This window comes from Agromyces indicus (assembly GCF_031432295.1).
Taxonomy (GTDB): Bacteria; Actinomycetota; Actinomycetes; order Actinomycetales; family Microbacteriaceae; genus Agromyces; species Agromyces indicus.
Window position 1 is genome coordinate 312,716 of record NZ_JAVKGS010000004.1, and the last position, 26,406, is coordinate 339,121.

Sequence of the window (26,406 nt, forward strand, 5' to 3'; positions counted from 1 at the left end):
GGCCCGCCCGAGACCGGTGATCATCCCGCCTGACGGCGGAGCTTGCGGCGCTCCCGCTCGGAGAGCCCGCCCCAGATGCCGAACCGCTCGTCGTTGCCGAGCGCGTACTCGAGGCACTCGGCGCGCACCTCGCATCCGGAGCAGATCTTCTTCGCGTCGCGCGTGGAGCCGCCCTTCTCGGGGAAGAACGCCTCCGGATCCGTCTGCGCGCACAGCGCGTCGGTCTGCCACGCCAGCTGATTGTCGTCGTCGTCTGCGACCCCGCGAACCCCTGGAACGCCGAGCCGCACGGGGTCGACGAACCAATCCTCAGGTACCCCAGAACGATATTCAGGCTTGCCCATATCGTCTCCCACCCAGTTGTACCGACATCCCGTAAGGGCGTGTCACGACAATTACATCGGTGTAATTCGGTGGAAGTCAAGTCGCGAATCGCAACCCTCAATAGCGCGTCGAGGCTTGTCGCGGTCGGCGACACGCGGACGACGTGTCCGGTTCGTGATGCAGCGGTCAGTCGACGGATGCCGTGCGCCGGGCCGACCACGCGCTCTCGACCATCTCGGCGAGGCTGTGGCGCATGCGCCAGTCGAGGTCGCGGGCCGCGAGCTCGCCGGAGGCGACGATGCGCGCGGGGTCGCCCGCCCGCCGGGGCCCGACCTCCGGCTCGAAGTCGATGCCGGTCACCTTCGCGACCTCGCGCATGATCTCGCCGACGGAGACGCCGTCGCCCGAGCCGAGGTTGTACACCGGCTCGAGAGGCTCGCCGGCGTCCAGCCGGCGGGCGGCCGCGACGTGCGCGTCGGCGAGGTCGGCCACGTGGATGTAGTCGCGCACGCACGTGCCGTCCGGAGTCGGGTAGTCACCGCCGTTGATGCGCGGGGTCCGCCCCTCGAGGAGGGCGTCGAAGACGAGCGGGAACAGGTTGTGCGGGCTGGGGTCGAACACCTCGTCGGTGCCGGAGCCGACGACATTGAAGTAGCGCAGCGAGGTGTGGCGGAGGCCTGCCGCGCGTCCCTGGTCGGCGAGCAGCCATTCGCCGATGAGCTTGGACTCGCCGTACGGGGACTCGGGATGCTTGGGCGTCGCCTCGGTCACGAGGTCGACGTCGGGGGTGCCGTAGACTGCGGCGCTCGAGGAGAAGACGATGCGGTCCACACCGCTCGCCTCCATGGCGCCGAGCAGGGTGGCGGTGCCGGTGACGTTCTGCTGGTAGGTGTGCAGCGGGCGCTGCACCGAGACGCCCGCGTACTTGAACCCGGCGAGGTGCACGACGCCGCGGACGCCGTGGCGGCGCATCGCGTCCTCGAGGAGGGCGCCGTCGAGGATGGTCCCCTGGACGAACGGCGCACCCTCCGGGAGGAAGCCCTTCCGGCCCGAGGAGAGGTCGTCCACGACGACCGTGTCGATGCCCTGCGCCTGGAACGCGCGCACGACGTGCGCCCCGATGTACCCCGCTCCTCCGGTGACCAGCCAGCTCATGTCCGCCTTCCGTCGCCGGTGCCTCCGGCGTCGTGACGATGCTAGCGGGGCTGTTCAGGCGTTGCGCGGCGGGAGGTTCTCGGCGTGACGCACGCGATCGCGGATCTCGGGACGGCCGTAGCCGTCGGTCTCGAGGCGTGTCAGCGTCGCCACGACACCCCACACGGCGAGGGTCGCCAGCACGAGGAAGAAGATGATGTCCATGGCAGGAATTCTGCTCCTTGCAACATCCTGCCGACAGTGGCAGACTCGCCACTGATCGACACATTCCTGCCAGCATGCTGGCCGCACCGGGAGGCCCTCCGTGCTCCACTCCATCGCCTGCCTCGCCGTCCCGCAGATGGCCCCGTTCGAGTTCGGCGTCATCTGCGAGGTCTTCGGGATCGACCGCTCCGAGCAGGGCGGCCCCACATTCGACTTCCACGTCGTCGCCGCGGAGCCCGGGCCCATCCCGACCAAGCTCGGCTTCGACGTCGTCGTGCACGAGGGCCTCGACGCCGCCCGGACCGCCGACCTCGTGGCCGTCCCCGCCTCGCTCATCGACGAGCCGGCCCACCCCGAGGTGCTCGAGGTGATCCGCGACGCCGTCGACCGCGGTGCCTGGGTGCTGAGCGTCTGCTCCGGTGCCTTCACGCTCGGTCGCGCCGGGGTGCTCGAGGGCCGGCGCGCCACCACGCACTGGATGTACACCGAGCGCATGGCCGAGATGTTCCCCGAGACCGAGGTCGACCCCGATGTGCTGTTCGTGCAGGACGGCCGCGTCGTCACGGGGGCCGGCACGGCGGCGGGCATCGACGCCGCGCTGCACATCGTGCGCACCGAGCTCGGCGCGAGCGCGGCGAACATCATCGCCCGCCGCATGGTGGTCCCGCCCCAGCGCGACGGCGGCCAGTCCCAGTTCATCCAGACCCCGGTCGCCGAGTGCCGCTCCGACTCGTTCGCCGAGGTGCTCACGTGGATGCTGGAGCACCTCGACGAGGACCTCACCGTCGACCGCCTCGCCCGCAAGGCCCTCATGTCGCCGCGCACGTTCGCCCGCAAGTTCCGCGCCGAGACCGGCACCACGCCGAACGCCTGGCTCAACCGACAGCGCCTGCTCCGCGCGCAGCAGCTCCTCGAGGAGACCGACCTCTCCCTCGAGGAGATCGCGCGCGAGACCGGCTTCGGCGCCGCCGCCGTCATGCGGCACCACTTCGTGAAGGTCCTCCAGACCACGCCCACGCAGTACCGCCGCGTGTTCGGACCGCGTCAAGCGGGCTGACGCCGGTCCCGCCTAGAGCAGGATCCTGCCGGCCCGGGAGCGCGCGAGGAGCAGGCCGACGAGGATCGGCACCGCGAGCGCCGTCGCGAAGACGAGGAGCGACGGGGCCCCCACGAGCCGGCCGGCCATGATGACGAGCGCGTGCCCGAGGATCACCGGCATCGCGACGCCGGCGACGGTTGTCGCGGCACGCCCGACCCACTCGGGGACGCGGTGCGCCAGCGACTCGGCGACGAGGATGAGCCCGCACGAGATCGCCGCGGCGACGAGCACGCCCGCGACCGGCGTGCCGACGTCGGCGACCTTGAGGTCGACCGGGGCGACGAGCCCCGAGCCGGCGAGTGCGAGGCCGCCCACGACGAGCACGACGCCCAGCTCGAGCGGCGCGCGGACGCGGTGGCGCACCTGCCGCAGCCACTCGCCGACCGCGAGGAAGACGAGAGCCATGAGCCCGACGCCCACCGACCAGGGCAGCTCGGCGACGAGCTCGGGCCGCACGGTGGCGACGGCCACGGCGGCGACCCCGACCACGGCCGGCAGCCACGGTCGGACGGCGGAGAGCGCCCGCATCGCCACGACGGCGGCGAACAGCGCCGTCACGAACCAGAAGGCGGCGTACTGTCCACCGATGGCGGATCCGCCCGTGAGGAGCGCGACGGGGTCGGGCATGGACGTCGCCCCGGCGAGCGAGGTGATCGCCGCCCAGGCGGCCGTGACGATGAGCAGCCAGAGCGCGTACGGCACGAGCAGCGACCGCGTTCGGCGGCCAACCTCGTCGCCGAGCGGCCGCGACCGACGCCAGAGGTACCCGCTGATGACGAAGAAGACGGGCACGTGCCAGCTGTAGAGGAGCGGACGCAGGAGCCCCTCGGCGGAGACGTGGCCGAGGACGACGGCGACGAGCCCGACGAGCCTGACGAGATCGAGCGCGACGGACCGCACGCGCGGCGGCGCGGCGAGACGGGCGAACTCGATCGTGGGCATCGCGCGGTATTGTACGCACGCCCCGGCTGGGCGATCCATCCGTTTCCACATCGGTCGGGCGCCGGCGGGACACCCGCCGCCCGGCTCAGTCGGCGGTCGGCCGTCCCGTCGTCGCGACCCACGCCACGGCCTCGGGGGCGACGGTCAGCACGCCCTCGTCGGGTGAGGCGAACACCGCCTCGCCCCGCGGCACGCGCGTCGCACCGGACGCGGCGGACACCTCGACGTCGCCGCCCTCGGCGAGCACGATCGCCGGCCCGGCGAGCGCCAGACGCGCCGGCGTCGCCGCCGGCTCCACGCGGTACAGCGTGAAGTCGGGCACCGGCGGACGGTACTCGACGACGCCCGGCGCAACCTCGAGCGGCTGCAGTCGAGGCGGCTCGATCGCGCGGAAGTCGAGCACGTCGAGCAGCTCGGGGATGTCGATGTGCTTGGGCGTGAGGCCGCCGCGGAGCACGTTGTCGCTCGCGGCCATCAGTTCGACCGCGAGTCCGGAGAGGTAGGCGTGGATGTTGCCGGCCGCGAGGAAGAGGGCCTCCCCCCGTCGCAGCGTCACGCGGTTGAGCAGCAGGGAGATGACGATGCCGGGATCGCCGGGGTACTCGTCCGCGAGATCGGAGACCGTGCGGAAGGAGGCCGCATACGGCGACGACAGCGCGGCGTCCGAGGCCGCGAGTCCGGTCACGCGCTCGACCACCCAGGCGGCTTCGCCGGTGTCGCCGCCGCGACCGTCCTGCAGCAGCCAGCCCACGGTCTCGCGCAGCGGATCGTCGGTGGCCAGTCGCGCATCGAGGAGGTCGAGCGCACCGGGCTGCGGTTCCTCGCTCGCGGCATCCGCGGCGCGCAGCACCGCCACGACGCCGCGCACCTCGTCGAGCGGCCGGAACCCGGACAGCGCCTCGAAGGCGTCGCTCACCGCGACGATGAGTTCGGGCTTGTGGAACGGATCGCGGTAGTTCCGGTCGAACGCGTCGATCGGGACGCCCTCCGCCTCCTCCTCGGCGAAGCCGGCGCGTGCGCGCTCCGGCGTCGGGTGCGCCTGCAGCGAGAGCGGCCGCGCCGCGGCGAGCACCTTCAGCAGGAACGGCAGCCGCGCGCCCTCGCGGGCGAGCGCCGGGCCGAGGGCTGCGGTCGGGTTCGCCGCGATGAGCTCCGCGAGGTCGGCGGCGCCGACGGATGCCGCATCGACGACCTCGGCGGGTGAGCCCGCGTGCGCGCCGAGCCACAGCTCCGCCTCCGGGCCGCCGCTCGGCTCGGTCCCCCGGAACTCCGCGATCGCCGTGTGGGAACCCCACGCATAGTCTCGGGGCGTGTTGCGGATGGCGACAAACATGCGTGAGGGAGTCCTTTCGGGTTTGGCAGCAGGCTACCAACGGCTGACGGTGCGCCCGGGGACGTGCCTAGGCTCGTGCCATCCGACGACGTATTGGAGCCGACATGCCCTTCGAGCCGCTCGCGAGCGACTTCTACTCGTACGAATCCCAGCTCACCGAGCGTGAGCAGGAGGCGCTCGCCGCGCTCCGCGACTGGCTCGAGCGCGACGTGAAGCCCATCGTGAACGGCTACTGGGAGCGCGCCGAGTTCCCCATGCAGGTCGTGAAGCCGCTCGCCGAGCTGGGCGCGCTCTCGTACGCCTGGGAGGAGACGCGGCCGTTCGAGAACTCGGCCGTCTTCCGAGGGTTCGTCGCGCTCGAGCTCGCGCGGGTCGACCCGTCCGTGAGCACCTTCGTGGGCGTGCAGAACGGTCTCGCGACCGGGTCGATCGCCGTGGCCGGCTCCGCCGAGCAGCGCCGGGAGTGGATCCCGAAGCTCGCCTCGGGCGAGGTGCTCGGCGCCTTCGGCCTGACCGAGCCGCTCTCCGGCTCCGACTCGGCGCGCGGCCTGCGCACCACCGCCCGCCGCGAGGGCGACGAGTGGGTGCTGAACGGGCAGAAGCGCTGGATCGGCAACGCCACGTTCTCCGACATCACGATCATCTGGGCCAAGGACGAGGCCGACGGCCAGGTCAAGGGCTTCATCGTGCCCACGTCGACCCCCGGGTACGAGGCCACGAAGATCGAGGGCAAGGTGAGCCTGCGCATGGTGCAGAACGCCGACATCACCCTCACCGACGTGCGCGTGCCCGAGTCGCTGCGCCTGCAGAACGCGAACTCGTTCCGCGACACCGCCGCGGTGCTCCGGCAGACCCGCGCCGAGGTCGCCTGGGCGGCGGTCGGCACCGCCGTCGGGGCGTACGAGGCGGCCGTGCGGTACGCCAAGGAGCGCGTGCAGTTCGGCAAGCCCATCGGCGCGCACCAGCTGGTGCAGGACCTGCTCGTGAAGTGCCTCGGCAACATCACGGCGTCGCTCGGCATGGTCGTCCGCGTCTCCGAGATGCTCGATCGCGGCGAGCAGCGCGACGAGCACTCGGCGCTGGCCAAGGCGTACACGACCGAGCGCATGCGCGAGACCGTCGCCTGGGCGCGTGAGGCGTGCGGCGGCAACGGCATCGTGCTCGACTACGACGTCGCGCGGTTCTTCGCCGACGCCGAGGCGCTGTACTCCTACGAGGGCACGCGCGAGATGAACACGCTCATCGTCGGCCGCTCGATCACGGGCGAGGCCGCCTTCGTCTGAGCCGGGCCTCCGCATCGGGCGTGCTGGTGCGAACGGATGCCGCGGGGCGCACGTCGCCGCCGCGGCATCCGTCGTCTACGACCGCCCCAGCCCGCGGTACGCGAACCCGGCCGCGCGCCACGCCGCGGGGTCGAGCACGTTGCGCGCGTCGATGATGCGCGGCTCGGCCATGAGCGCGGCCACCGCGGCGGGCTCGAGGTCGCGGTACTCGCGCCACTCGGTCACGAGCACGGCGAGGTCGGCGTCGCGCAGCGCGGCCTCCGCGGCCTCGACGTAGTCGAGCTGGGGATGCCGCAGGCGGGCGTTGGCGATGCCGTGCGGGTCGGTCGCGCGCACGAGCGCCCCCAGGCCGTGCAGCCGGGCGGCGACGTCGAGTGCGGGCGAGTCGCGCGTGTCGTCGGAGTCGGGCTTGAAGGTCAGGCCGAGCACCGCGATGCGGCGCTCGTACACGGAGCCGCCGAGCATCTCGACCGCGAGCTCGACCGCCCGCTCGCGTCGGCGGAGGTTGATCGCGTCGACCTGGCGCAGGAACGCGACTGATTCGGCCCGGCCCAGTTCCTCGGCACGCGCGGTGAACGCGCGGATGTCCTTCGGCAGGCAGCCGCCGCCGAACCCGATGCCGGCGTTGAGGAACCGGCGGCCGATGCGCGCGTCGTGGCCCATGGCGTCGGCGAGGGTCGTGACATCCGCGCCGGTCGCCTCGGCGATCTCGGCCATCGCGTTGATGAAGCTGATCTTGGTCGCGAGGAACGCGTTGGCGGCGGTCTTCACGAGCTCGGCGGTGGCGAAGTCGGTGACGATGCGCGGCGTGCCGCGTTCGAGGACGGCGGCGTACACGCGATCGAGCAGATCGGTCGAGCGCGGATCGTCCACGCCGTACACGAGCCGGTCGGGGGTCAGCGTGTCGGCGACCGCGAAGCCCTCGCGGAGGAACTCCGGGTTCCAGGCCACGAGCGCCGCCGAGCCGGCCTGCCGGAGCCGTCCGACGAGGTCGGCGGCCGTGCCGACCGGGACCGTGCTCTTGCCCACGATGAGCGAGCCGGCGGATGCCACGGCCGCGAGCGCGTCGAACGCCCCGTTCACGAACCGCAGGTCGGCGCCGTCGGCGCCGGGCAGCTGCGGGGTCCCCACCGCGACGAAGTGCACCTCGGCACCCGCCGCCTCGGCGAGGTCGGTCGTGAACCGCAGCCGCCCGGAATCGATGCCCGCCCGGAGCAGCTCGTCCAGGCCCGGCTCGAAGAACGGCGCGGTCCCCGCGGTCAGCTTCGCGATCTTCGCGGCGTCGGTGTCGACGCCGACGACCCGGTGACCGAGCTCGGCCATCGCCGCGGCGTGCACGGCGCCGAGGTACCCGCAGCCGACGACCGAGATCTCCACGCGCGCTCCTCCCGACGGACCAAGCCCATTCTGGCCCACGGTGCGGGCCGCGGTCGCGGCCGCGCACCGCGATAGCCTTGTGCCCATGACCAGCGGACGACGCCACGCGCTCGAGGGCGCGTACGCGACGTTCGCGTTGTTCACCGCGTTCTCGGGCCAGTTCTGGCGCAACCTGCTCGGTTGGTGGGGGTTCGGCGTCATCGCGCTGCTCGTCGTGGCCGGCGCCGCCTGGCTCTGGTGGTCGCGACGTCCGCAATTGTCCTGGCGGCGGGTGCCCAAGTCCACGCTCGCGTTCCTGCTCATCGCCGTGGCATCCGTGGCCTGGTCGAACTACCCCGGCACGACCGCCGTCGCCGTCGCCCTCACGCTCGCGACGACGTTCGTCGCCCTCTCGCTCGCGCTGTCCCTCGGATGGCACGGGTTCCTGCGGGCGCTCGGCGGGGCGCTGAAGTGGCTGCTCGCCCTGTCGCTCCTGTTCGAGCTGTGGGTGGCCGTGTTCGTGCGCGAGCCGCTGCTGCCCAACTTCCCCGACTTCGACCCGGATGCCGAGTCGATCCCGATGGCCTTCTACTGGTCGCGCGCGCTGCTGTTCGAGGGCGGCCCCATCGAGGGCGTCATCGCCAGCCGCAACCTCCTCGCGATGGCCGCCCTGCTCGCGCTCATCCTGTTCGGCGCGCTGCTGGCCAGCGGCGGCATGCGCCGCGCCCAGGGCATCGGCTGGCTCACCGTGGCCGGCCTCGTGTTCGTGCTCACGCGGTCGGCGACCGTCATCCTCGTCGCCGTCATCGTGCTCGTCGCCCTCGGGTTCGCCCTGTGGGCGCGGCGCCTCGGGCCCGACCGGCGCCGACGGGTGTACGCGGCCGCGGCCGCGACGCTCGCGGCATCCGTGGCGCTGCTCGCGCTCTCCTGGAACGCGCTGCTCGAGCTGTTCGGCAAGGGCGAGGACCTGACCGGGCGGCTCGACATCTGGGAGGCCGTCATCGGCCTCGCGACCGAGCGGCCGTGGCTCGGCTGGGGTTGGGTGAGCTACTGGGCGCCGTGGGTGGAACCCTACGACGACCTCGCCGTGCGCAAGGGCGTCGAGTACCTCCAGGCGCACAACGCGTGGCTCGACGTGTGGATGCAGCTCGGCGTGCTCGGCCTGATCGCCTTCGCCTCGATCGTCATCGGCGCGCTGTGGCGCTCGTGGTTCCTCGCCGTCGATCCGCCCATGGACGATCGCGGAACGCGCGTGCCGTACACGGCCGCCTCCCTCATCCCGCTGCTCGCCCTCGTCGCCCTCGTCGGCCAGTCGCTCGCCGAGAGCCGCATCCTGATCGAATCGGGATGGCTGCTGCTCGTCGCCATCGCGTGGGGCACCAAGCAGCGCCAGTGGACGCCCGAACCGCTGCCCGCGCTGACCCCCACGCGTTCGCCGCGCCGATTCGCCCGACCGCGGGTGCGTCCGTGAGGTCGGCGCTGCGGGAGTTCGCCGGCTCGGCGCGCTTCGCCCAGGCGCTCACCCTCATCGCGATCGGGCTCGCGTTCTCCACCCACGCCGTGCGCGCCTTGATCGGGTGGCCCGGCCTGCTCGCCGCGCTCGCGGCGCTGCTCGTGCTGTGCGGACTCTCGCTCGTGGCGCGGTGGCGGGCCGTCGAGTGGTACGGCATCCTGCCGCTCACCATCCTCGTGTTCGTCGGCTGGGCCGCGGCATCCGTCCTCTGGAGCGAGGCGCCCGGGACCACGCTCCTGCGGGTGGCGTACCTCGTGGCGTTCGGCGTGCTCGGCCTCTATACGGCCCTCATGCGGGACACCATCCAGATCGTCCGCGCCTTCGGCGACGTCTTCCGCGTGCTGCTCGGGATCTCCCTCGCCCTCGAGGTGCTGTCGGGGATCCTGCTCGACCTGCCGATCGTGTTCCTCGGCATCCAGGGCGACATCGCCTCGCTGGGCCCGATCCAGGGCCTCTTCGGCTCGCGCAACCTGCTCGGGTTCGTCGCGCTCATCGCCCTGCTCACCTTCATCATCGAATGGCGCACCAAGTCCGTGCAGCGACCCCGCGCCATCGCCTCGGTCGTACTCGCGTCGCTGTGCCTGTTCCTCGCGGGCTCCCCAGTCACGTGGATCGCGCTCGGTGCGTCGCTCCTCGCGCTCGCCGCGCTCTACGGCCTCCGCCGCGTCCCCGCGGCGAGCCGGTGGCGCTGGCAGCTCGGCCTGCTCGTCGCCGGGGTGGCTGCGATCGTGACCGCGTGGGTGCTCCGGATCCGGATCATCGAGCTGCTCGACGCGCGTGGCGAGTTCGACGTCCGGCTCGAGGTGTGGCGCGAGGTCTCGCGCTACCTCGCCGCGAATCCCCTGCAGGGCTGGGGCTGGATGGGCCGCTGGCCGGACTCGGCCCCGTACGTGTGGATCGAGCGGGCGATCGGCCGCGACCTCACCTCGGCGCTCAGCGCCTGGATCGACGCCTACTTCCAGGTCGGCGTCATCGGCATGCTGCTGTTCGCGGCCCTCGTCGGCGTCGCGCTCGTGCGATCGTGGCTGCTCGCCTCGAACCGGCGGAGCGTGGTCTACCTCTGGCCGGCGCTGGTGCTGGTGGCGATCGCGGTGACGAGTTTCGCCGAGAGCTTCGCCCTGCAGGAAGGCGGCTGGATGCTCCTCGTCGTGTGCGCCGTCAAGGCCGCTCGCGACATGAGCTGGCGCGATGCGCTCGCCGCCGCGCGGGGGCCAGAGCCCTCGGCATGATGCGGCAGAATGGGGCGGCGGTTCCAGCGCACGCCGACGGGCGCGCCGCCCGACCGGTGAGGAGGACCGCATGCGCAGGGGCGTGATCGCGCGCGCACTGGGCGGATACGGCCTCTCGGTCGTGCTCAGCGGCATCGTGAGCCTGATGGTGATCCCCGCGGTCATCATCGCGGCCGGCACCGAGTCGTGGGCCACCATCGCCGTCGCGCAGGCCGTGTCCGGGTTCGCGTTCGTGCTCGCCGTCTACGGTTGGGGCGTCGTCGGCCCCACCGAGGTCGCGTCGCGTCCCGTCGAGGAGCGCGGGCGGTACTTCGCCGACTCGGTCCTCAGCCGTACGTGGCTGAGCCTCGTCGTCGTGCCGGTCGCCGTCGTCGTCGCCATCGCCATCACCCCCGCGCAGCCGGTGCTCGCCGCGCTGACGACGATCAGCGGCATCCTCGTCGCGCTCGGGGCCGGGTGGTTCTACGTGGGCGAGCGCAGTCCGCTGCGGTTCCTCGTGCTCGACACCGCCCCGCGGCTGGTGGGCACGCTCGCCGGGGCGGGCGCGGTGATCGCCACGGGGGATGCGATCTGGTTCGCCGCCCTGCAGTTGGCGGGCGTGGTGGTCTCGGCGCTCATCTGCACCGTCGACATCCTGCGACGGTACGACGGCTGGCGGATGACGCTCTCCCCCGTCCGCGCGGTGCGGAACCTCAGGGGGCAGGGGCACACGGTCGCGATGTCGGCGACGTCGTCGATCTACGTGAACGTCCCGATCGTGCTCGTCGAGCTGTTCGTGCCCGCCGCCACCGCCGTATACGCCCTGGCCGAGCGGATGGTGCGCCTGGCGCTCTACGCGACGCGCCCGATCGTGCAGGTCGCCCAGGGCTGGGTGCCGCACCCCGATCCCGCCGCCCTCGCGGCGCGCGCCCGTCGCGTCACCGGCATCGCGCTCGCGCTGGGCGTGCTCGGCGGCCTCGCGTACGCCCTCCTGTCGCCGTGGGCCGGCGACATCCTCTCCGGCGGCGCCCTCCGGATCGGCTGGGACCTCGCGATCCCGATGGGCGTGAACCTCGCCGCGATCCTGGCCTCGCAGCTGACGGGCTTCGCGTGCCTCACGGCGCTCGGGATGTCGCGCGTCCTGTCGACGAGCACCATCGCCGGCGCCGTCGTCGGCACCGCGCTGATGATCCCGCTGCTGCTGCTCATCGGCGCGCCGGGCGTGGCCTGGGGCCTCGCCGCGGCGGAGATGGCGGTGCTCGCGGTGCAGCTCTGGAAGCTGGCGCCCAGACTGCGACCTGCGGTGGCGGTAGGCTCGTAGCGGCCGACCGTCGTCGGCCCCACCGACTTCCCCGGAGAGCAACGAGTGACCTCGACCTGGACCGAGCTGCAGCGCGTCGTCTTCCCGCAGGACGGCGACCCCGACGTCCTGCCCCTGTACGTCGACGCCGACGTATGGGCGCGATTCGGCACCCGCGAGGTGCGCGTGAGCGACCGCGCGCACATCGACGACGTGCTGGGGCGCGACCGCTTCCGCGTGGCATCCGGCGAGCGCATGTCGTTCGCGGGCTACTTCAACGCCTTCCCGGCCTCGTACTGGCAGCACTGGACCGTGGTCGACCGCATCCGCCTCCGTGCCACGCTCAGCGGCTCGGGCACGCTGCTCGTGTACCGGTCGACCGCGCAGGGCGTGCCGCAGCGCGTGGCATCCGAGTCGTTCGCGGGCGAGGGCGGCACGGTGCACGTCGACCTGCCCGTGACGACCTTCGGCGACGGCGGCTGGTACTGGTTCGACGTCGTCGCCGGCCGCGGCGACGTGGTGCTGAGCGACGCCGCCTGGGAGACCGACGTGCCCGCCGTCCGCGACGGCCGCGCCTCGATCGGCATCACGACCATGAACAAGCCGGACTACTGCGTCCGCACCCTCGAGGCGCTCGCGAGCGACGCGTCGGTCGGCGAGGTGCTCGACCGGGTCTACGTCGTCGACCAGGGCACCCAGCTCGTGAGCGCACGCGAGGAGTACCCGGGCATCGCCGAGCGCATGGGCGACCGGCTCGAGGTCATCGAGCAGGCGAACCTCGGCGGCTCGGGCGGGTTCGCGCGCTCCATGCTCGAGACCCTCGAGGCCGGCACGAGCGAGTACGTGATCCTCCTCGACGACGACGTCACGATCGAGCCCGAGAGCATCGCCCGCTCCGTGCGATTCGCGCGGTACGCGACGCAGCCGGTGCTGGTCGGGGGCCACATGTTCGACCTGCTCGACCGTCCGGTCATGCACGCCTTCGCCGAGTCGATGGACCTCGGCCCGTTCATGTGGCACGCGCAGCCGCACGACGAGGTGCCGCACGACTTCCGGTTCAGCAACCTCCGCCAGACGCGCTGGATGCACGCGCGCATGGACACCGACTACAACGGGTGGTGGTTCTGCCTCATCCCGACGGCGGCGCTGCGCGAGGCGGGCCTCGCGCTGCCGGCCTTCATCAAGTGGGATGACGCGGAGTACTGCCTGCGCGCCCGCGCCCACGGGTTCCCGACCGTGACGCTCCCCGGCGCCGCGCTCTGGCACGTCTCGTGGCTCGACAAGGACGACTCCATCGACTGGCAGGCGTACTTCCACGCGCGCAACCGGTTCGTCGCGGCCCTGCTGCACTCGCCGCACGAGGGCGGCGGGCAGCTCGCCGAGGACAGCTGGCGCTGGGACCTGCGCCACCTGCTGTCGATGCAGTACTACCCGGTCACGCTGCGGCACCGGGCGCTGAAGGACATCCTGCGCGGGCCGGACCACATGCAGGCCGAGCTCGGCAGCATCCTCGGCGAGCTCCGCGCCGAGGCGAAGCGGTTCCCCGAGAAGACGGTGCTGAAGACCGAGGAGGAGGTCCCGGCGACGGTCGAGGGCAAGAAGGTGTTCCCGCTCGGTCCCGACGGCAAGCCCGGCAAGGGGCCCCGCGGCATCCCGCTCGTGCTCTTCACGGCGCGGATGGTGGCGCGCCAGTGGTTCACGAAGCCGCAGCCGCGCAACATCGCCGCGCCGCAGGTGGAGCTGGCCAAGCGCGACGCGACCTGGTTCCGCCTGCCCGTGTACGACAGTGCGCTCGTGTCCACGGCCGACGGGACCGGCAAGGTGCGCTACACGCGCGATCCGCGCACGTTCCGCCGGCTGGTCCGGCAGAGCCGGAGGCTGCACCGCGAACTGAAGCGGCGCTGGCCGGAGCTGTCGAAGCAGTACCGGGACGCGCTCCCGCGCATCACGTCCCCCGAGGCGTGGCGCGACACGTTCGAGCGCTGACCGCCCGGCCGGGAGCGCCCGCGGCCGCACCAGCGGTGCGGTGCGGGCGATCCCGGCTCAGTGGTCGAGGAATGCCGTCGCGAGCACCTCGGCCGAGCGCCGCCCGTCGTGGACCTCGCGGACGAAGTCGGGACCGTCGGCGGCGATCGAGCGGTAACGCTCCCGGTCGGCGACGATCCCGCGGATGACCCGGTCGAGGTCCGCGGCGCGGGACTCGACGACGGGCAGCTCCCGCCCCGTCGCCCGGCGCACGTGGTCGCGCACCTGATCGGAGACATGGCTCACCACGACTCGCCCCGTCGAGAGGGCCTCGCACGTCGCCACGCCGTAGATGCCGAGTGAGAACTGGTCGAGCACGATGTCGGCGCGACCGTACAGCTCCGGCATCCGCTCGGCGATGACGCCCTCGTGCCGTTCGTAGGTCACGACGCCGTCGGCGTCCAAGGCGCGCATCGTGTCCTCGATCAGGTCGGACCCCTTCAGCCCGGCCCGGCTCGGCACGTGCACGACGAGCGGGCGGTCCCGCTCCAGCACGGGAGCAGCGGGTCGTTCCCGCCAGCGCTCGCCCACCACCACGGGGAGCCAGACGCCTTCGGGGACGTCGAGGAGGAGGTCCGGGGTCGACACGAGCACCGTGGACCCGATCCGGTCGAGCAGCGCCCGGTGGCGCGTGGCCTGCTCCTCGAGACGGTCGGTCTCGGCGTAGCCGCCCTCGACGAACGGCGAGTCGGGCTCGTGGGTGCGATGCCGGCTGGGCAGCCGGATGTCGGAGCCGTGGCACAGCATGGCGACCCGGATGCCGGCGCGACGGAGCACGGCGACCTCGCGGGTGACGTCCTCGTCGTAGCGCCGACCGAAGATCGGCCGCTCCGCCTCGATGATCACGTGGGTGAAGCCCCGCTCGACCGCGCGGACCTGGCGTCGCTGCCACGTGCGCGACTTCGCGAACACCGCCGTGGGGACCTCGTAGTCGGTCGGGAACGCGAACTCGCCGGGGTTGCGGTAGGAGAGGTTCGTCGCGCCCACACCCGTGATGCGCTCGGCGGCGCGCGCCCACTCGAACCCCTGCCCGGCGAAGTTCGCGGGCGCGATCAGCAGTCGCACGCGGCCCTGCGGGGCGACGATCGGCGCGGGGATGTCGGCGGCGGTGAAGCCGAACAGCTGCGGGCGGAGCCGCATCTGCACGGCGTCCGGGATGAGGGCGACGAGTCGGCGCTGCAGGGTCGAGGGGCTCACCCGTCCATCATGCCGGAGGCGCGGCGGATCGGTCCGCGAGGAACGACGCACCGAGCACCGCAGCCGATCGACGGCCGTCGTGGACCGCGCGCACGAACCGGGGCCCTTCCGCGGCCGCCGCGCGCGCACGCGCGGGGTCGGCGAGCAGGTCGCGCATCACGCGGTCGAGGTCCTCGGCGCGCGACTGCACGATGGGCAACGCCCCGCCGCCCGCACCGAGCACGTGCTCGCGGACGTCCTCGCGGACGTGGCCGATCACGATGCGACCTGCGGCGAGCGCCTCGCATGCCGCGACGCCGTAGGAGCCGAGCGAGAACTGGTCGAGGACGATGTCGGCCCGTCTGTAGAGCTCCGGCATGGCGTCCGCCGCGACGCCCTCGTGCCGCTCGTACCGCACGAGCCCCTCGTCGTGCAGACGCCGCATGGCCGGCTCGATCGCGGCGCTGCCCTTGAGGCCGGCGCGACTGGGGATGTGCACGACCAGGGGCCGATCCCCCGCGAGCACGGGGGCCGCGTCGCGCGCGAGCCACCCCTCGCCGACGACGACGGGCAGCCAGGTGGCGCCCGGTGCGTCGGCGAGGAGGTCGGGCGTCGAGACGAAGACCGGCGCGCCGACCTGCGCCAGCACGTCGAGGTTGCGCGCCGCCGACCGTTCGAGCTGGTCGGTGCCCTCGTATCGTCCGGGCGCGAAGGGCGAGTCGGGTTCGCTCGCCCGGTGCCGGCTCGGCAGCCGGATGTCGGACCCGTGGGCCACCATGGCGACCTCGACCCCGGCCTCGCGCAGGGCGGCGACCTCGCGGACGACGTCGCCGCGGAACAGGCGCCCGAAGATCGGCAGTTCCGCTTCGACCAGGACGTGCGTGAATCGGCCGGAGACGGTCGCGAACCACGTGCGCTGCCATGCGCGGGAGCGCAGGAACGTGCGCGTGTCGACGGCGTAGTCGCTCGGGAAGCCGAAGCCCGCCGCCCCGCGATAGGTCATGCTGCGGGCACCGACGCCGTCGAGCCGCTCGGCGGCGCGAGCCCACGCCCATCCCTGGCCCGCGAAGTTGGCCGGTGCGACGAGCAGCCGACGGGCGCCGTCGGGCGGGCTCATCGGGGCGGGCGGCGGACGAAGGTCGGGCACGGCCGAGATCGCCCGGTCGAGGCCGCGCACGACCCCACCGGGCAGCGCGGCCCGCACGCGCGCGGCGAGGGAGGGCGGCGTCATCCGCTCGCCCCGCTCATGTCAGGCCGGCGAGCGCCGCCTGCACCTTGAACTCCGGCACACGGGACACGAGCTCGGCGAACGTGCCCTGCGCCACGATCCGGCCGTCGTCGAGGTAGCAGAGCAGGTCGTTGTCGCGCACGGTCGAGAGTCGGTGCGCGACGGAGACGACGGTCACCTTGCCCTCGAGTGCGCGGATGGCCTGCGCGACATCCGCCTCGGTCTTCGTGTCGAGCGCGCTCGTCGCCTCGTCGAGGACGAGGACGAGCGGCTCGCTGTACAGGGCCCGCGCGATCCCGAGGCGCTGCCGCTGCCCGCCCGAGAGGGAGATGCCCGCATCGCCGATCCGCGAGTCCATGCCGCCCGGTCGAGCGGCGATGGCCGGCCAGAGCTGCGCCCGCTCGAGGGCGCGCTGCACGCGGTCGTAATCGATCTCGCCCTCCCACGACAGCGCCACGTTCTGGGCGACGGTGCCGTTGAACAGGGCCACCTGCTGGGGGACGTAGCCCACGCGGTCGCGCCAGGCCGCCAGCACCCGCTCGAGCGGCATCCCGTCGACCTCGATCGTGCCCTGCGAGGGCGAGATCAGCCCGAGCAGGATGTCGACGACCGTCGACTTGCCGGCACCGGACGGTCCGACGAGCCCGAGGGTGGAGCCCATCGGGATGTCGAGGTCGATGCCCTGGACGGCCGGACGCTCGGAGTCCGGGTAGCTGAACGCCACGTCGCGGAGGACGAGCCGCTCGGGCTCGCCGCGGAGCGGTTCGTGGCCGATCTCCTCGGCACGGCGGAGGTGCTCCTGGGCGTCCTCCACGTCGCTCACGACCATCTCGACGTGCGGCGCGTTCGCCTGCGCGTTCGTGAGGAGGCCCTGGAAGGAGATGATCGACGGCACGATGCGGAAGCCCGCGACGCCGAACAGCGCGACCGCCGCGATCGCCTCCGAGAGCCCGCCGACGGCGTACGCCGCGCCGCCCACGATGACGAAGCCGCCGACGAGGGCGCCGTCGAGCACGAACTTCGGCACGCCGCCGAGGAAGTAGAGGTTCGCCCGCGCCCGCGTCGACGAGATGCGGTTGCGGTGCACGTTCGCGGCGACCTCGGCCGCCTTGTTGCGCAGCGTGATCTCCTTCAGCGCGTTGACCATGTCGGTCATGATCGCCGCGGCGCGGATGGAGTAGTCGCGGTTGACCCGGCCGGCCTGCACGGCGCGGCGCGAGACCCAGCGGTAGAGCAGCAGGCCGATGGCGCCGAGGTAGACGACCGTGATGAGCGCGGTCAGCGGTGCGGCGACGAGCACGACCACGAGCACCGCGATGAACGTCGTGATGAGCGAGGGCAGGGTGATGACCGGCAGGAGGAAGCCGGACGTGGTCGTCGCCACGCCCACGTCGACGAGCCGGACGAGCTGCGAGGTGCTGCGCGTGATGCGCTCGACCCACGGCGCGCGGATGTACGCATCGAACAGCCGATCGCCGACCGTGAGCTCGTACTTGGCGAACTTGCGCGTGGCGACCCACTGCAGCAGCACGTTCAGCGCGGACTTCAGGATGATCAGCAGCGACACGGCGAGCAGCACCCACACGTACCCGTCGATGCCGACCTGGCCGATGCCGGGGATGTTGATGGGCGCCGACTGCACCATGGAGCCGAGCGACAGCGCGAGGATGCCGAGGGCGAGGATGTCGAGCAGGGCGAGCGCGCTGGAGAGGACCACGAACCACCAGAGGAACGCGCGCTCCTCGGGGGGAAGGATGGGCAGCAGGCGGCGCAAGGTCCGCCAGATGAGCTTCACGGAACCAGATTCTCCTCTCACGTGTCGCGGGGGTCATCCTCCCACACCGGCGGTGCGTGCCCGCTGAGACGGCGGATGCCGCCTGCGGCGTTCCGGATGCGCGACGACGCCGCTGATACGATCCCTTCATGCTTCCGAGGCCCCAGGGCACGCTCATCGTGCTGCCCGCGTTCAACGAGGAGGCCTCGGTCGGAGCGGTGCTGGCGGAGATCCAGCGCGCGATGCCGGGCGTGCCCTGCCTCGTCGTCGACGACGGTTCGACGGATGCCACGGCCGAGCGTGCCGCGGCGGCCGGCGCCACGGTGCTGCGCCTGCCCTACAACCTCGGCGTCGGCGGCGCCATGCGCGCCGGCTTCCGCTACGCCAAGTCGGAGGGGTATCGCACGGTCGTGCAGCTCGACGCCGACGGCCAGCACGACCCGGCCGAGGTGCCCGAGCTGATCGCGGCGCTCGACCACAGCGACATCGCGATCGGCGCCCGGTTCGCGGGCAAGGGCGAGTACGCCGCGCGCGGGCCCCGCCGCTGGGCGATGGTCGTGCTCTCGCGCGTCATCAGCCGGATCAGCCGCACTCGCCTCACCGACACGACGAGCGGCTTCAAGGCCAACGGGCCCCGCGCCATCGCGCTGTTCGCCGAGCACTACCCGGCCGAGTACCTGGGCGACACCGTCGAGGCCCTCGTCATCGCCGCCCGCGCGGGCCTGCGCATCCGCCAGGTGCCCGTCGCGATGCGGCCCCGCCAGGGCGGCGCGCCCTCGCACCATCCGATCAAGGCGGCGGTCTACCTCGTGCGCGCGTTCGTCGCGCTCGGGTTCGCCCTGCTGCGCCCCCGGGTGGTCATCCCCGAGACCGGAGGCAGCCGATGAGCACGGGCACCTACCTCCTCGGCGTCGTCGCGGCGCTCATCGCGTTCGCCGCGGTCGTCGAGCTGCTCCGTCGCCGGCGGCTCCGCGAGCGGCACGCGATCTGGTGGTTCTTCGCCGCGGTCGGCGCCCTGGTCATCGGCTTCTTCCCGAGCCTGCTGACGTGGGTCGCCGACCTGCTCAACGTCGGCGTCCCCTCGAACCTCGTCTTCTTCGTGAGCATCGTGATCCTGTTCCTCGTGAGCCTCCAGCACGCCGGCGAGCTCACCGACCTGGAGGACCGCACGCGAACGCTCGCCGAGGAGGTCGCGCTGCAGCAGGTAAAGTTGGACCGCCTCGAGCGGGCGTCCCGGCCCGACGACGCCGACACCGACTCCCCCGACTGATCGCGGCACCCGCCCACCACCGGGCGCGGCGCCGGAAAGGACATGCCCGTGACTACGATCGCTCCGAGCGCGGACGTCTCAGACGACGCCGTCATCGGCGACGGCAGCAAGGTTTGGCATCTCGCGCAGGTCCGAGAGGGTGCTCGCCTCGGCGAGAACTGCATCGTCGGCCGTGGCGCGTACATCGGCAGCGGCGTCGTCCTGGGCGACAACTGCAAGGTGCAGAACTACGCGCTGGTCTACGAGCCGGCCGAACTCGGGCAGGGCGTGTTCATCGGCCCGGCGGTGGTGCTCACCAACGACACCTATCCGCGGGCGATCAGCCCCGACGGCTCGCTGAAGAGCGCCCACGACTGGACCCCGGTCGGGGTGACCATCCGCGACGGCGCATCGATCGGCGCACGCGCCGTGTGCGTCGCCCCGGTCACGATCGGGCGCTGGGCCACCGTGGCCGCCGGCGCCGTCGTCACGAAGGACGTGCCGGACTTCGCGCTCGTCGCGGGCGTGCCCGCGCGACGCATCCGCTGGGTCGGCCGCGCGGGCGTGCCGCTCGAGCAGCAGGGCGACGCCTGGGTGTGCCCCGAGACCGGCGAACGCTACATCGAAGACGCAGGGATCCTGCGGGAGGAGCAGTCATGAGCGAGTTCATCCCGGCCGCCAAGCCGATCGTCGGCGACGAGGAGCGGGCCGCGGTCGACGCGGTCCTCGCCTCGGGCATGCTGGCGCAGGGCGCCGAGGTCGCCACGTTCGAGCAGGAGTTCTCCGAGGTCCTCCTCGACGGGCGCGCCGTCGTCGCCGTCAACTCGGGCACCGCCGGCCAGCACCTCGGCCTGCTGGCCTCCGGCGTGGGTCCGGGCGACGAGGTGATCGTGCCGTCGTTCACCTTCGCCGCGACCGCCAACTCCGTCGCCCTCACCGGCGCGACGCCGGTCTTCGCCGACATCGAGCCGAACCACTTCTGCCTCGACCCCGCCGACGTGGCCGCCAAGGTCACCGAGCGCACGGTCGGCATCATGCCCGTGCACCTCTACGGGCACCCCGCGAACATGACCGCCTTCGAGGAGCTCGCGGCCCAGCGCGGCCTGGCCCTCTACGAGGACGCCGCGCAGGCGCACGGCGCCAGCCTCGGCGGGCGCCGCGTCGGCACGTTCGGCCGCTTCGCGATGTTCAGCCTCTACCCGACGAAGAACATGACGAGCGGCGAGGGCGGCATGGTCTCGACCGACGACGCCGGCGTCGAGCGGATGCTGCGCCTCCTCCGCAACCAGGGCATGGAGAAGCAGTACGAGAACGAGGTCGTCGGCTTCAACGCCCGCATGACGAACATCCACGCCGCCATCGGCCGCGTGCAGCTGACCAAGGTGCTCGGCTGGACCGAGACCCGCCGCCGCAACGCCGCCTTCCTCGACGCCAACCTCGAGGGCGTCGTGACGCCCCCGGTGGCCGAGGGCGCCGAGCACGTCTACCACCAGTACACGATCCGGGTCCCCGAGGACCGCGACGGGTTCGCGACGGCGCTGCGCGAGCAGTACCAGATCGGCTCGGGCGTCTACTACCCGATCCCCAACCACCGCCTCCCCTCGTTCGGCCTCGACCTCGACCTCCCCGAGACCGAGCGGGCCGCGCGCGAGGTGCTCTCGCTGCCGGTCCACCCGTCGCTGTCCGAGGCGGACCTCGAGCGCATCGTCGCAGCCGTGAACGAGCTCGCGAAGGCGGGTGCGTGATGGCGAAACTCCGCATCGGCGTCATCGGCCTCGGCATGATGGGCCGTCACCACGTCCGCGTCACGCGCGAGCTCGAGGGCGTGCGCCTCGTCGCCGTCGCCGACGCGCAGGGCGACCCGCACGGCGTGGCCGGGGGCCTGCCCGTGCTCGAGTCCGTCGCGGCGCTCATCGAGCAGGGCATCGACGCGGCCGTGGTCGCCGTGCCCACCGGCTACCACGAGGCGGTCGCGCTCGAACTGGCGGATGCCGGCGTGCACACGCTCGTCGAGAAGCCGATCGCGAGCGACAGCGCCGCCGGCGAGCGCGTCGCGTCCGCCTTCGAGCGGGCCGGCCTCGTCGGTGCCGTGGGCCACATCGAGCGGTACAACCCGGCGCTCCAGGACCTGCGCCGTCGGCTCGCCGAGGGCGAGCTCGGCGACCTGTACCAGATCGCCACGCGGCGCCAGGGTCCGTTCCCGGCGCGCATCGCCGACGTCGGCGTCGTCAAGGACCTGGGCACCCACGACATCGACCTCACGGCGTGGCTGGCGCAGTCGGCGTACACGAGCATCGCCGCGCGCACCACGACGCGCAGCGGTCGCCCGCACGAGGACATGGTCTCAGCCACCGGCCAGCTGGCCAACGGCGCGATCACGAACCACCTCGTCAACTGGCTCTCGCCCATGAAGGAGCGCGTGACGGTCGTCACCGGTGAGCGCGGCGCGTTCGTCGCCGACACGGTGAGCGCCGACCTGACCTTCTTCGAGAACGGCACCCAGACCACCGAGTGGGAGTCCGTGGCGGCGTTCCGCGGGGTGTCCGAGGGCTCGATGATCCGCTTCGCACTCGCCAAGCGCGAGCCGCTGCGGTCCGAGCACGAGGCGTTCCGCGATGCGATCCTCGGGAAGTCGGCCGAAACGGTGACCATGCGCGAGGGCCTCACGACCCTGCGCGTCGCCGAGGCGGTCGTCGAGTCCGCGCGCACCGGCCAGTCGCAGTCGCTCGCGGCCGCCTGAGCGATGGCGGACGCACCCCGGATCCTCATCGCCTCCCGCCTCTTCGCTCCCGAGGTGAGCGCGGGGGCCTTCCGGCTCCGTGCGCTCGCGCGGGGTTTCGCGCGGCGAGGCTGCCGCGTGCGGGTGCTGACGACCACCCCGCCGAAGACCGCTCCCGCGCAGCAGGTCGACGAGCCGGGGATCGAGGTCTCGCGGGTGCCCGTGCTGCGCGACCGCGGCGGGAACGTGCGCGGCTACGTGCAGTACCTGAGCTACGACATCCCGCTCGTGTTCCGCCTGCTCTTCGCGCGCTACGACCTCGCGGTCGCCGAGGCGCCGCCCACGACGGGGCTCGTCGTGGCCGTGGTGAGCGCACTGCGGCGCAAGCCGTTCGCGTACTACGCGGCCGACGTGTGGACCGACGGCGTGATCTCGATGGGCGCGCCACGGCTCGTGGTGCGGATCATGCGTGCCGTCGAGGGCGCGGTGCTCCGCCGGGCCGCGAGCGTCCTGTCGATCTCGGACGAGGTCACCGACCGGCTGGTCGAGCTGGGCGCACGCCGCGACCGGATCGCGACCGTGGGCAACGGCGTCGACACCGGGCTCTTCTCGCCCGACGGCGCCGCGAAGGAGGACGACGGCCCGTACCTCGTCTACACCGGCACCATGTCGGAGTGGCAGGGCGCCGAGCTGTTCGCCCGTGCGATGCCGGCCGTGCTCGAGCGTCACCCCGACGCCCGGCTGCGCTACTTCGGGCAGGGCGCGTCCGAGCCCGCCATCCGCAGCGAGGCGGCACGAGTCGGCGGGGACCGGATCGTCCTCGGCGGCGTGGTCCCCCCGACGGAGGCGGCCCAGTGGATCCGCGGGGCGGCCGCCGCGCTCGTGAGCATCGTGCCCGGGATCGGCTACGACTTCGCCCGACCCACCAAGACCTACGCGGCCGCCGCGTGCGGGGCGCCGGTGATCTTCGCCGGCACCGGCAGCGGCGCCGCGCTCGTGCGCGACCACGGCCTCGGCGAGGCCGTCGCGTTCACGCCCGAGGCCGCGGCGGAGGCCATGATCCGCGCGATCGACGCGTGGCGCTCCGGCGAGACCGACGCGGGCCGCGCCGCCCGCGCCGGCTGGGTGCAGCGCAACGCCTCCCTCGACGCCGTCGGGGGCGCCGCCGCCGACGCGGTCCTGGCCGCGAGCCGGTGAGCCGCGGCATCCGTCGCACCCTCACGGGAAGCCCGGATGCGGTGTCGAGTACGCTTGATCGTCGTCCCGAGAGGAACCCCCACCCCGTGAACACAGACCTGCTCGTCGTCGGATCCGGCTTCTTCGGCCTCACCATCGCCGATCGCGCGGCCCGCGAACTCGGCCTCCGAGTCACCGTCATCGACCGCCGGCCGCACATCGGCGGCAACGCCTACAGCGAGAACGAGCCGCAGACGGGCATCGAGGTGCACCGGTACGGCGCCCACCTCTTCCACACCTCGAACGAGCGCGTGTGGGAGTACGTGAACCGGTTCACGACGTTCACCGACTACGTGCACCGGGTGTACACCCAGCACCGCGGCGAGGTCTTCCCCATGCCCATCAACCTGGGCACGATCAACCAGTTCTTCCGGTCGGCGTACGGGCCGGATGCCGCGCGCGAGCTCATCCGCGAGCAGGCCGGCGAGCTCGCGGGCACCGACCCGCAGAACCTCAACGACAAGGGCATCCAGCTCATCGGACGCCCGCTGTACGAGGCGTTCATCAAGCACTACACCGCCAAGCAGTGGCAGACCGACCCGAGCGAGCTGCCCGCCGAGGTGATCTCCCGACTTCCGGTGCGGTACACCTACGACAACCGCTACTTCAACGACACGTACGAGGGCCTGCCCACCGACGGCTACACGGCGTGGCTCGAGCGCATGGCCGACCACCCGAACATCGACGTGCACCTCGACACCGACTTCTTCGACGAGTCGCAGCCGTTCTCGAAGGGCAACGCGGTCGGGCAGGTGCCCGTCGTCTACACCGGTCCCGTCGACCGCTACTTCGACTACGCCGAGGGCGCCCTGCAGTGGCGCACGCTCGACTTCGAGGAGGAGGTCCTGCCCACGGGCGACTTCCAGGGCACGAGCGTCATGAACTACCCCGACGCCGATGTCCCCTTCACGCGCATCCACGAGTTCCGGCACTTCCACCCGGAGCGCGACTGGTACCCCACCGACCGCACGGTGATCATGCGGGAGTTCTCGCGCTTCGCCGAGCAGGGCGACGAGCCGTACTACCCCGTGAACACCGCCGCCGACCGCGAGCGGCTCCTGAAGTACCGTACGCTCGCCAAGCAGGAGCGCGACGTCCTGTTCGGCGGCCGGCTCGGCACCTACAAGTACCTCGACATGCACATGGCGATCGGTTCCGCCCTGACCATGTTCGACAACCGCCTGCGTCCGTTCCTCGAGGGCTCCGGCCCGCTCGAGTCGGGCGACGGCGGGGCCTGATCGAGGTCCCCGCCCGCAGATGAGCTGGATCGAGGCGTTGCCCGCGATCGCGGTCGCGATCGTGCTGTTCGTGGTCCCCGGTGCGCCGTTCGCGTTGCTGCTGGGGCTGCGCGGCGTCGCGTTCCTCGGCGTGTCCGTCGCGGCATCCGTCGGCATCGTCGGCGCCGCGTCGATCGCCGCGCCGCTCGTCGGGCTCGAGTGGGGCCTGCTGCCCGTCGGCATCCTGGCGGTCGTCGCCGGCCTCGTCGGATTCGCCCTGGGTCGCTGGGCGCGTCGCCCGTCGTCGCGGGACGCCGGCGGCTGGTCCGAGCTGCTGCCCGCCGCCGCGGGTCTCGCCGCGGGGGCCGCGCTCATCCTGGCGACGCTGCTGCCCGGCATGGGTTCGCCGCGCAACCCGTCGCAGACCTACGACGCGATCTTCCACCTCAACGCCGTGCGGTGGATCGCCGACACGGGCGACGCCTCGCCCTTCCACATGACGATGACGACGCCCGGCGCCTCGTCGGGCTTCTACCCGACGACCTGGCACGCCTTCGCCACGCTCGTGCTGCCCGCGGCCGGTTCCGATCCGGTCGTCGCGGCGAACTCGCTCGCCGTCGTCGTCGCGGCCGTCGTGTGGCCGGTCGCCTGCGTCTTCCTCGCCCGCATGCTGTTCGGGCCGCGCCCGCTGGTCCTCGCCCTGGCCGGAGCCCTCAGCGCCGGGTTCGCCGCGTTCCCCTACCTGCTCGCCTGGTACGGCGTGCTCTACCCGAACTCCCTCGCGATCGCGCTGGTCCCCGTCGCCCTGGGCTCGCTCGTCGGCGCGGTCGGCGGCAGCGCTCCCCGGCTCGTCGGCATCACGCGCCGGGCCGACGACGCGGGGCTTCCGCCCGCCCGCCTCGATGCCGGGGCATCGCCCCTCGCGTGGGGCGTCGCGACCCTCGTCGCGGTCGTCGCGGCGACGCTCGCGCACCCCAACGCCCTGTTCTCGATCTTCGTGCTCAGCGCGCCGCTCGTCATCGCGGCCGCCGTGCGCGGCGTCCGGACCGCGACGCGCCCGTCCCGACGGGTGCTGATCGTCGCAGCGACGCTCGCGGTGTTCGCCGTGGAGGCGTTCACCTGGTCCCGGTTCCAGACGGGCGACAACGGCTGGCCGTCGGTGCGGCCGTTCTACGTCTCGCTGGCCGAGGCCCTCCGCAACAGCCCGCTCGACATCACCGTCGGCTGGGTGGTCACCCTGCTCGTCGGCATCGGCGTCGTGGGCGGCCTGCTGCTCCGGCGCACGCCGGGCTGGCTCGTGGCCTCGTGGCTGCTCGCCGCGACGCTGTTCGCGTTCGCGAACGGCTGGCCTGAGGGCCCGCTCCGCACGGCGATCACCGGGCTCTGGTACAACGATGCGTTCCGGCTGGCCGCCCTCGGCCCGGTGGTCGCCGTGCCGCTGGCCGTGGTGGGCCTCGTGCTCGCACTCGACTGGGCCGGCGCCGGCCTCGACCGACTGGCACGACGCCGTGGTGCGGAACCGTCGGCGGCCCTGCGCGCGACCGTGCTGTCGCTCGTCGCCGCGATCGCGGTCGTGGGCACCCAGTTCGGCGCGATCCGGAGCATCGACGGCAACCTCGCGGACGCCTATCGCCTCGATGCCGACAGCCCTTCGGTGAACCCGGACGAGCTGGCCCTGTTCGACGACGTCGCCGAGCTGGTCCCCGAGGACGCGGTGATCGCCGGGAACCCGTGGAACGGCAGCGCGCTGGTGTACGCGTTCACGGGGCGCCAGGCACTGTTCCCGCACGTCGGCGGCGCCTACCCCGAGGCGCACCGCGCGATCGCCGAGGGGCTCGCCGACGGCGCGCCCGAGGCCTGCGCGGCGGCCGCCGAGCTCGGCGTCACCCACGTCATCGACTCCGACGACCGCATGCTGTTCATCGGCGACGCGCGCGCCGAGCTGTACCCCGGCCTGACCGACCTGCCGCGCGACCCCGCCGCCCTCTCGTTGCTGGCCGAGCGGGGCGACGCGAGACTGTACGAGGTGACGGGCTGCTGAGCCGCGTCGCACACACCAAGAGGA

Annotated in this window: 23 protein-coding genes; 14 read left to right on the forward strand and 9 right to left on the reverse strand. The window is 72.7% G+C overall.

Annotated features, from left to right (window positions below; all coding sequences use genetic code 11):
• Nucleotides 1-20 precede the first annotated feature (20 nt).
• From RH861_RS14730 to RH861_RS14740, 3 genes are all read right to left on the reverse strand, one after another.
• Entirely contained in the window at nucleotides 21-344 is a 324-nt protein-coding gene (locus tag RH861_RS14730) for a WhiB family transcriptional regulator (RefSeq protein ID WP_082847296.1), read from the reverse strand.
• Nucleotides 345-510: 166 nt separating this feature from the next.
• Nucleotides 511-1,479: a UDP-glucose 4-epimerase GalE gene (gene galE / locus RH861_RS14735; RefSeq protein WP_310521619.1), complete on the reverse strand. Its 969-nt coding sequence runs from the start codon at nucleotides 1,477-1,479 to the stop codon at nucleotides 511-513.
• 54 nt (nucleotides 1,480-1,533) lie between these two features.
• On the reverse strand, nucleotides 1,534-1,683 hold the full coding sequence (locus RH861_RS14740; RefSeq protein WP_157356855.1) for a hypothetical protein: 150 nt from the start codon (nucleotides 1,681-1,683) through the stop codon (nucleotides 1,534-1,536).
• Between the two features lie 100 nt (nucleotides 1,684-1,783).
• Here RH861_RS14740 and RH861_RS14745 point away from each other — a divergent pair, with 100 nt between their 5' ends.
• A complete protein-coding gene (locus RH861_RS14745) occupies nucleotides 1,784-2,740 on the forward strand; it encodes a GlxA family transcriptional regulator (protein ID WP_310521620.1) in 957 nt (318 codons plus the stop codon).
• 12 nt (nucleotides 2,741-2,752) lie between these two features.
• On the opposite strand, the gene RH861_RS14750 is transcribed toward RH861_RS14745, so the two are convergent.
• Nucleotides 2,753-3,724 (reverse strand): acyltransferase family protein, encoded by a 972-nt coding sequence (locus RH861_RS14750; protein ID WP_310521621.1) that lies wholly within the window; start codon nucleotides 3,722-3,724, stop codon nucleotides 2,753-2,755.
• A gap of 85 nt (nucleotides 3,725-3,809) precedes the next feature.
• Nucleotides 3,810-5,057: a mannose-6-phosphate isomerase, class I gene (gene manA / locus RH861_RS14755; protein WP_310521623.1), complete on the reverse strand. Its 1,248-nt coding sequence runs from the start codon at nucleotides 5,055-5,057 to the stop codon at nucleotides 3,810-3,812.
• 104 nt (nucleotides 5,058-5,161) lie between these two features.
• Between manA and RH861_RS14760 the strand changes: the two genes are divergently transcribed.
• Nucleotides 5,162-6,340, forward strand: a complete 1,179-nt coding sequence (locus tag RH861_RS14760; protein WP_310521624.1) for an acyl-CoA dehydrogenase family protein — start codon at nucleotides 5,162-5,164, stop codon at nucleotides 6,338-6,340.
• A gap of 75 nt (nucleotides 6,341-6,415) precedes the next feature.
• On the opposite strand, the gene RH861_RS14765 is transcribed toward RH861_RS14760, so the two are convergent.
• Nucleotides 6,416-7,717 (reverse strand): UDP-glucose dehydrogenase family protein, encoded by a 1,302-nt coding sequence (locus RH861_RS14765; RefSeq protein ID WP_310521625.1) that lies wholly within the window; start codon nucleotides 7,715-7,717, stop codon nucleotides 6,416-6,418.
• An 85-nt stretch (nucleotides 7,718-7,802) separates the two neighbouring features.
• Here RH861_RS14765 and RH861_RS14770 point away from each other — a divergent pair, with 85 nt between their 5' ends.
• The 4 genes from RH861_RS14770 to RH861_RS14785 all read left to right on the forward strand — a co-directional run bounded on the left by RH861_RS14770 (nucleotide 7,803) and on the right by RH861_RS14785 (nucleotide 13,703).
• The gene (locus RH861_RS14770; protein WP_310521626.1) at nucleotides 7,803-9,167 is read left to right on the forward strand and encodes an O-antigen ligase family protein; all 1,365 of its coding nucleotides are present in this window, start codon (nucleotides 7,803-7,805) and stop codon (nucleotides 9,165-9,167) included.
• Nucleotides 9,164-10,438 carry an O-antigen ligase family protein gene (locus tag RH861_RS14775; RefSeq protein WP_310521627.1) on the forward strand — a complete coding sequence of 425 codons (1,275 nt, stop codon included), beginning with the start codon at nucleotides 9,164-9,166 and terminating at the stop codon, nucleotides 10,436-10,438. Before RH861_RS14770 ends, RH861_RS14775 begins: the two co-directional genes overlap by 4 nt.
• A 70-nt stretch (nucleotides 10,439-10,508) precedes the next feature.
• The gene (locus tag RH861_RS14780) at nucleotides 10,509-11,738 is read left to right on the forward strand and encodes a lipopolysaccharide biosynthesis protein (protein WP_310521628.1); all 1,230 of its coding nucleotides are present in this window, start codon (nucleotides 10,509-10,511) and stop codon (nucleotides 11,736-11,738) included.
• A 45-nt stretch (nucleotides 11,739-11,783) separates the two neighbouring features.
• A complete protein-coding gene (locus tag RH861_RS14785; RefSeq protein ID WP_310521629.1) occupies nucleotides 11,784-13,703 on the forward strand; it encodes a glycosyltransferase in 1,920 nt (639 codons plus the stop codon).
• Between the two features lie 57 nt (nucleotides 13,704-13,760).
• Here RH861_RS14785 and RH861_RS14790 read toward each other — a convergent pair whose 3' ends face one another.
• Genes RH861_RS14790 through RH861_RS14800 form a run of 3 tightly spaced genes read right to left on the reverse strand, consistent with a single transcriptional unit; the run spans nucleotide 13,761 to nucleotide 17,941 of the window.
• Complete coding sequence (locus RH861_RS14790) at nucleotides 13,761-14,939, reverse strand: glycosyltransferase family protein (RefSeq protein ID WP_310521630.1); 1,179 nt, start codon at nucleotides 14,937-14,939, stop codon at nucleotides 13,761-13,763.
• 7 nt (nucleotides 14,940-14,946) lie between these two features.
• Nucleotides 14,947-16,149, reverse strand: a complete 1,203-nt coding sequence (locus RH861_RS14795; RefSeq protein WP_310521631.1) for a glycosyltransferase — start codon at nucleotides 16,147-16,149, stop codon at nucleotides 14,947-14,949.
• Between the two features lie 13 nt (nucleotides 16,150-16,162).
• A complete protein-coding gene (locus tag RH861_RS14800; protein WP_067950133.1) occupies nucleotides 16,163-17,941 on the reverse strand; it encodes an ABC transporter ATP-binding protein in 1,779 nt (592 codons plus the stop codon).
• 128 nt (nucleotides 17,942-18,069) lie between these two features.
• Here RH861_RS14800 and RH861_RS14805 point away from each other — a divergent pair, with 128 nt between their 5' ends.
• The 8 genes from RH861_RS14805 (at nucleotide 18,070) to RH861_RS14840 (ending at nucleotide 26,382) form a co-directional block, all read left to right on the forward strand.
• A complete protein-coding gene (locus RH861_RS14805) occupies nucleotides 18,070-18,807 on the forward strand; it encodes a glycosyltransferase family 2 protein (protein WP_067950135.1) in 738 nt (245 codons plus the stop codon).
• Complete coding sequence (locus RH861_RS14810; protein ID WP_310521632.1) at nucleotides 18,804-19,190, forward strand: DUF2304 domain-containing protein; 387 nt, start codon at nucleotides 18,804-18,806, stop codon at nucleotides 19,188-19,190. Before RH861_RS14805 ends, RH861_RS14810 begins: the two co-directional genes overlap by 4 nt.
• Before the next feature lie 42 nt (nucleotides 19,191-19,232).
• Nucleotides 19,233-19,829, forward strand: coding sequence for an acyltransferase (locus RH861_RS14815; protein WP_067950139.1), 597 nt, complete (start codon nucleotides 19,233-19,235; stop codon nucleotides 19,827-19,829).
• A complete protein-coding gene (locus RH861_RS14820; protein ID WP_310521633.1) occupies nucleotides 19,826-20,914 on the forward strand; it encodes a DegT/DnrJ/EryC1/StrS family aminotransferase in 1,089 nt (362 codons plus the stop codon). The genes RH861_RS14815 and RH861_RS14820 overlap by 4 nt, the downstream gene beginning before the upstream one ends.
• The gene (locus RH861_RS14825) at nucleotides 20,914-21,909 is read left to right on the forward strand and encodes a Gfo/Idh/MocA family protein (protein WP_310521634.1); all 996 of its coding nucleotides are present in this window, start codon (nucleotides 20,914-20,916) and stop codon (nucleotides 21,907-21,909) included. Before RH861_RS14820 ends, RH861_RS14825 begins: the two co-directional genes overlap by 1 nt.
• Nucleotides 21,910-21,912: 3 nt before the next feature.
• Complete coding sequence (locus RH861_RS14830; protein ID WP_310521635.1) at nucleotides 21,913-23,085, forward strand: glycosyltransferase family 4 protein; 1,173 nt, start codon at nucleotides 21,913-21,915, stop codon at nucleotides 23,083-23,085.
• Between the two features lie 86 nt (nucleotides 23,086-23,171).
• Nucleotides 23,172-24,362: a UDP-galactopyranose mutase gene (gene glf / locus RH861_RS14835; RefSeq protein ID WP_310521636.1), complete on the forward strand. Its 1,191-nt coding sequence runs from the start codon at nucleotides 23,172-23,174 to the stop codon at nucleotides 24,360-24,362.
• 19 nt (nucleotides 24,363-24,381) lie between these two features.
• Nucleotides 24,382-26,382 (forward strand): DUF6541 family protein, encoded by a 2,001-nt coding sequence (locus tag RH861_RS14840; RefSeq protein ID WP_310521637.1) that lies wholly within the window; start codon nucleotides 24,382-24,384, stop codon nucleotides 26,380-26,382.
• Nucleotides 26,383-26,406 lie beyond the last annotated feature (24 nt).

Bases quoted from the DNA above. Each gene is read 5' to 3' on its own strand.
- RH861_RS14780 (WP_310521628.1), top strand. From the start codon at position 10,509: ATGCGCAGGGGCGTGATCGCGCGCGCACTGGGCGGATACGGCCTCTCG.
- RH861_RS14830 (WP_310521635.1), top strand. From the start codon at position 21,913: ATGGCGGACGCACCCCGGATCCTCATCGCCTCCCGCCTCTTCGCTCCC.
- RH861_RS14825 (WP_310521634.1), top strand. From the start codon at position 20,914: ATGGCGAAACTCCGCATCGGCGTCATCGGCCTCGGCATGATGGGCCGT.
- RH861_RS14760 (WP_310521624.1), top strand. From the start codon at position 5,162: ATGCCCTTCGAGCCGCTCGCGAGCGACTTCTACTCGTACGAATCCCAG.
- RH861_RS14820 (WP_310521633.1), top strand. From the start codon at position 19,826: ATGAGCGAGTTCATCCCGGCCGCCAAGCCGATCGTCGGCGACGAGGAG.
- RH861_RS14730 (WP_082847296.1), bottom strand. From the start codon at position 344: ATGGGCAAGCCTGAATATCGTTCTGGGGTACCTGAGGATTGGTTCGTC.
- RH861_RS14740 (WP_157356855.1), bottom strand. From the start codon at position 1,683: ATGGACATCATCTTCTTCCTCGTGCTGGCGACCCTCGCCGTGTGGGGT.
- RH861_RS14815 (WP_067950139.1), top strand. From the start codon at position 19,233: ATGCCCGTGACTACGATCGCTCCGAGCGCGGACGTCTCAGACGACGCC.
- RH861_RS14795 (WP_310521631.1), bottom strand. From the start codon at position 16,149: ATGACGCCGCCCTCCCTCGCCGCGCGCGTGCGGGCCGCGCTGCCCGGT.
- manA (WP_310521623.1), bottom strand. From the start codon at position 5,057: ATGTTTGTCGCCATCCGCAACACGCCCCGAGACTATGCGTGGGGTTCC.
- RH861_RS14750 (WP_310521621.1), bottom strand. From the start codon at position 3,724: ATGCCCACGATCGAGTTCGCCCGTCTCGCCGCGCCGCCGCGCGTGCGG.
- RH861_RS14770 (WP_310521626.1), top strand. From the start codon at position 7,803: ATGACCAGCGGACGACGCCACGCGCTCGAGGGCGCGTACGCGACGTTC.
- galE (WP_310521619.1), bottom strand. From the start codon at position 1,479: ATGAGCTGGCTGGTCACCGGAGGAGCGGGGTACATCGGGGCGCACGTC.
- RH861_RS14840 (WP_310521637.1), top strand. From the start codon at position 24,382: ATGAGCTGGATCGAGGCGTTGCCCGCGATCGCGGTCGCGATCGTGCTG.
- RH861_RS14805 (WP_067950135.1), top strand. From the start codon at position 18,070: ATGCTTCCGAGGCCCCAGGGCACGCTCATCGTGCTGCCCGCGTTCAAC.
- RH861_RS14810 (WP_310521632.1), top strand. From the start codon at position 18,804: ATGAGCACGGGCACCTACCTCCTCGGCGTCGTCGCGGCGCTCATCGCG.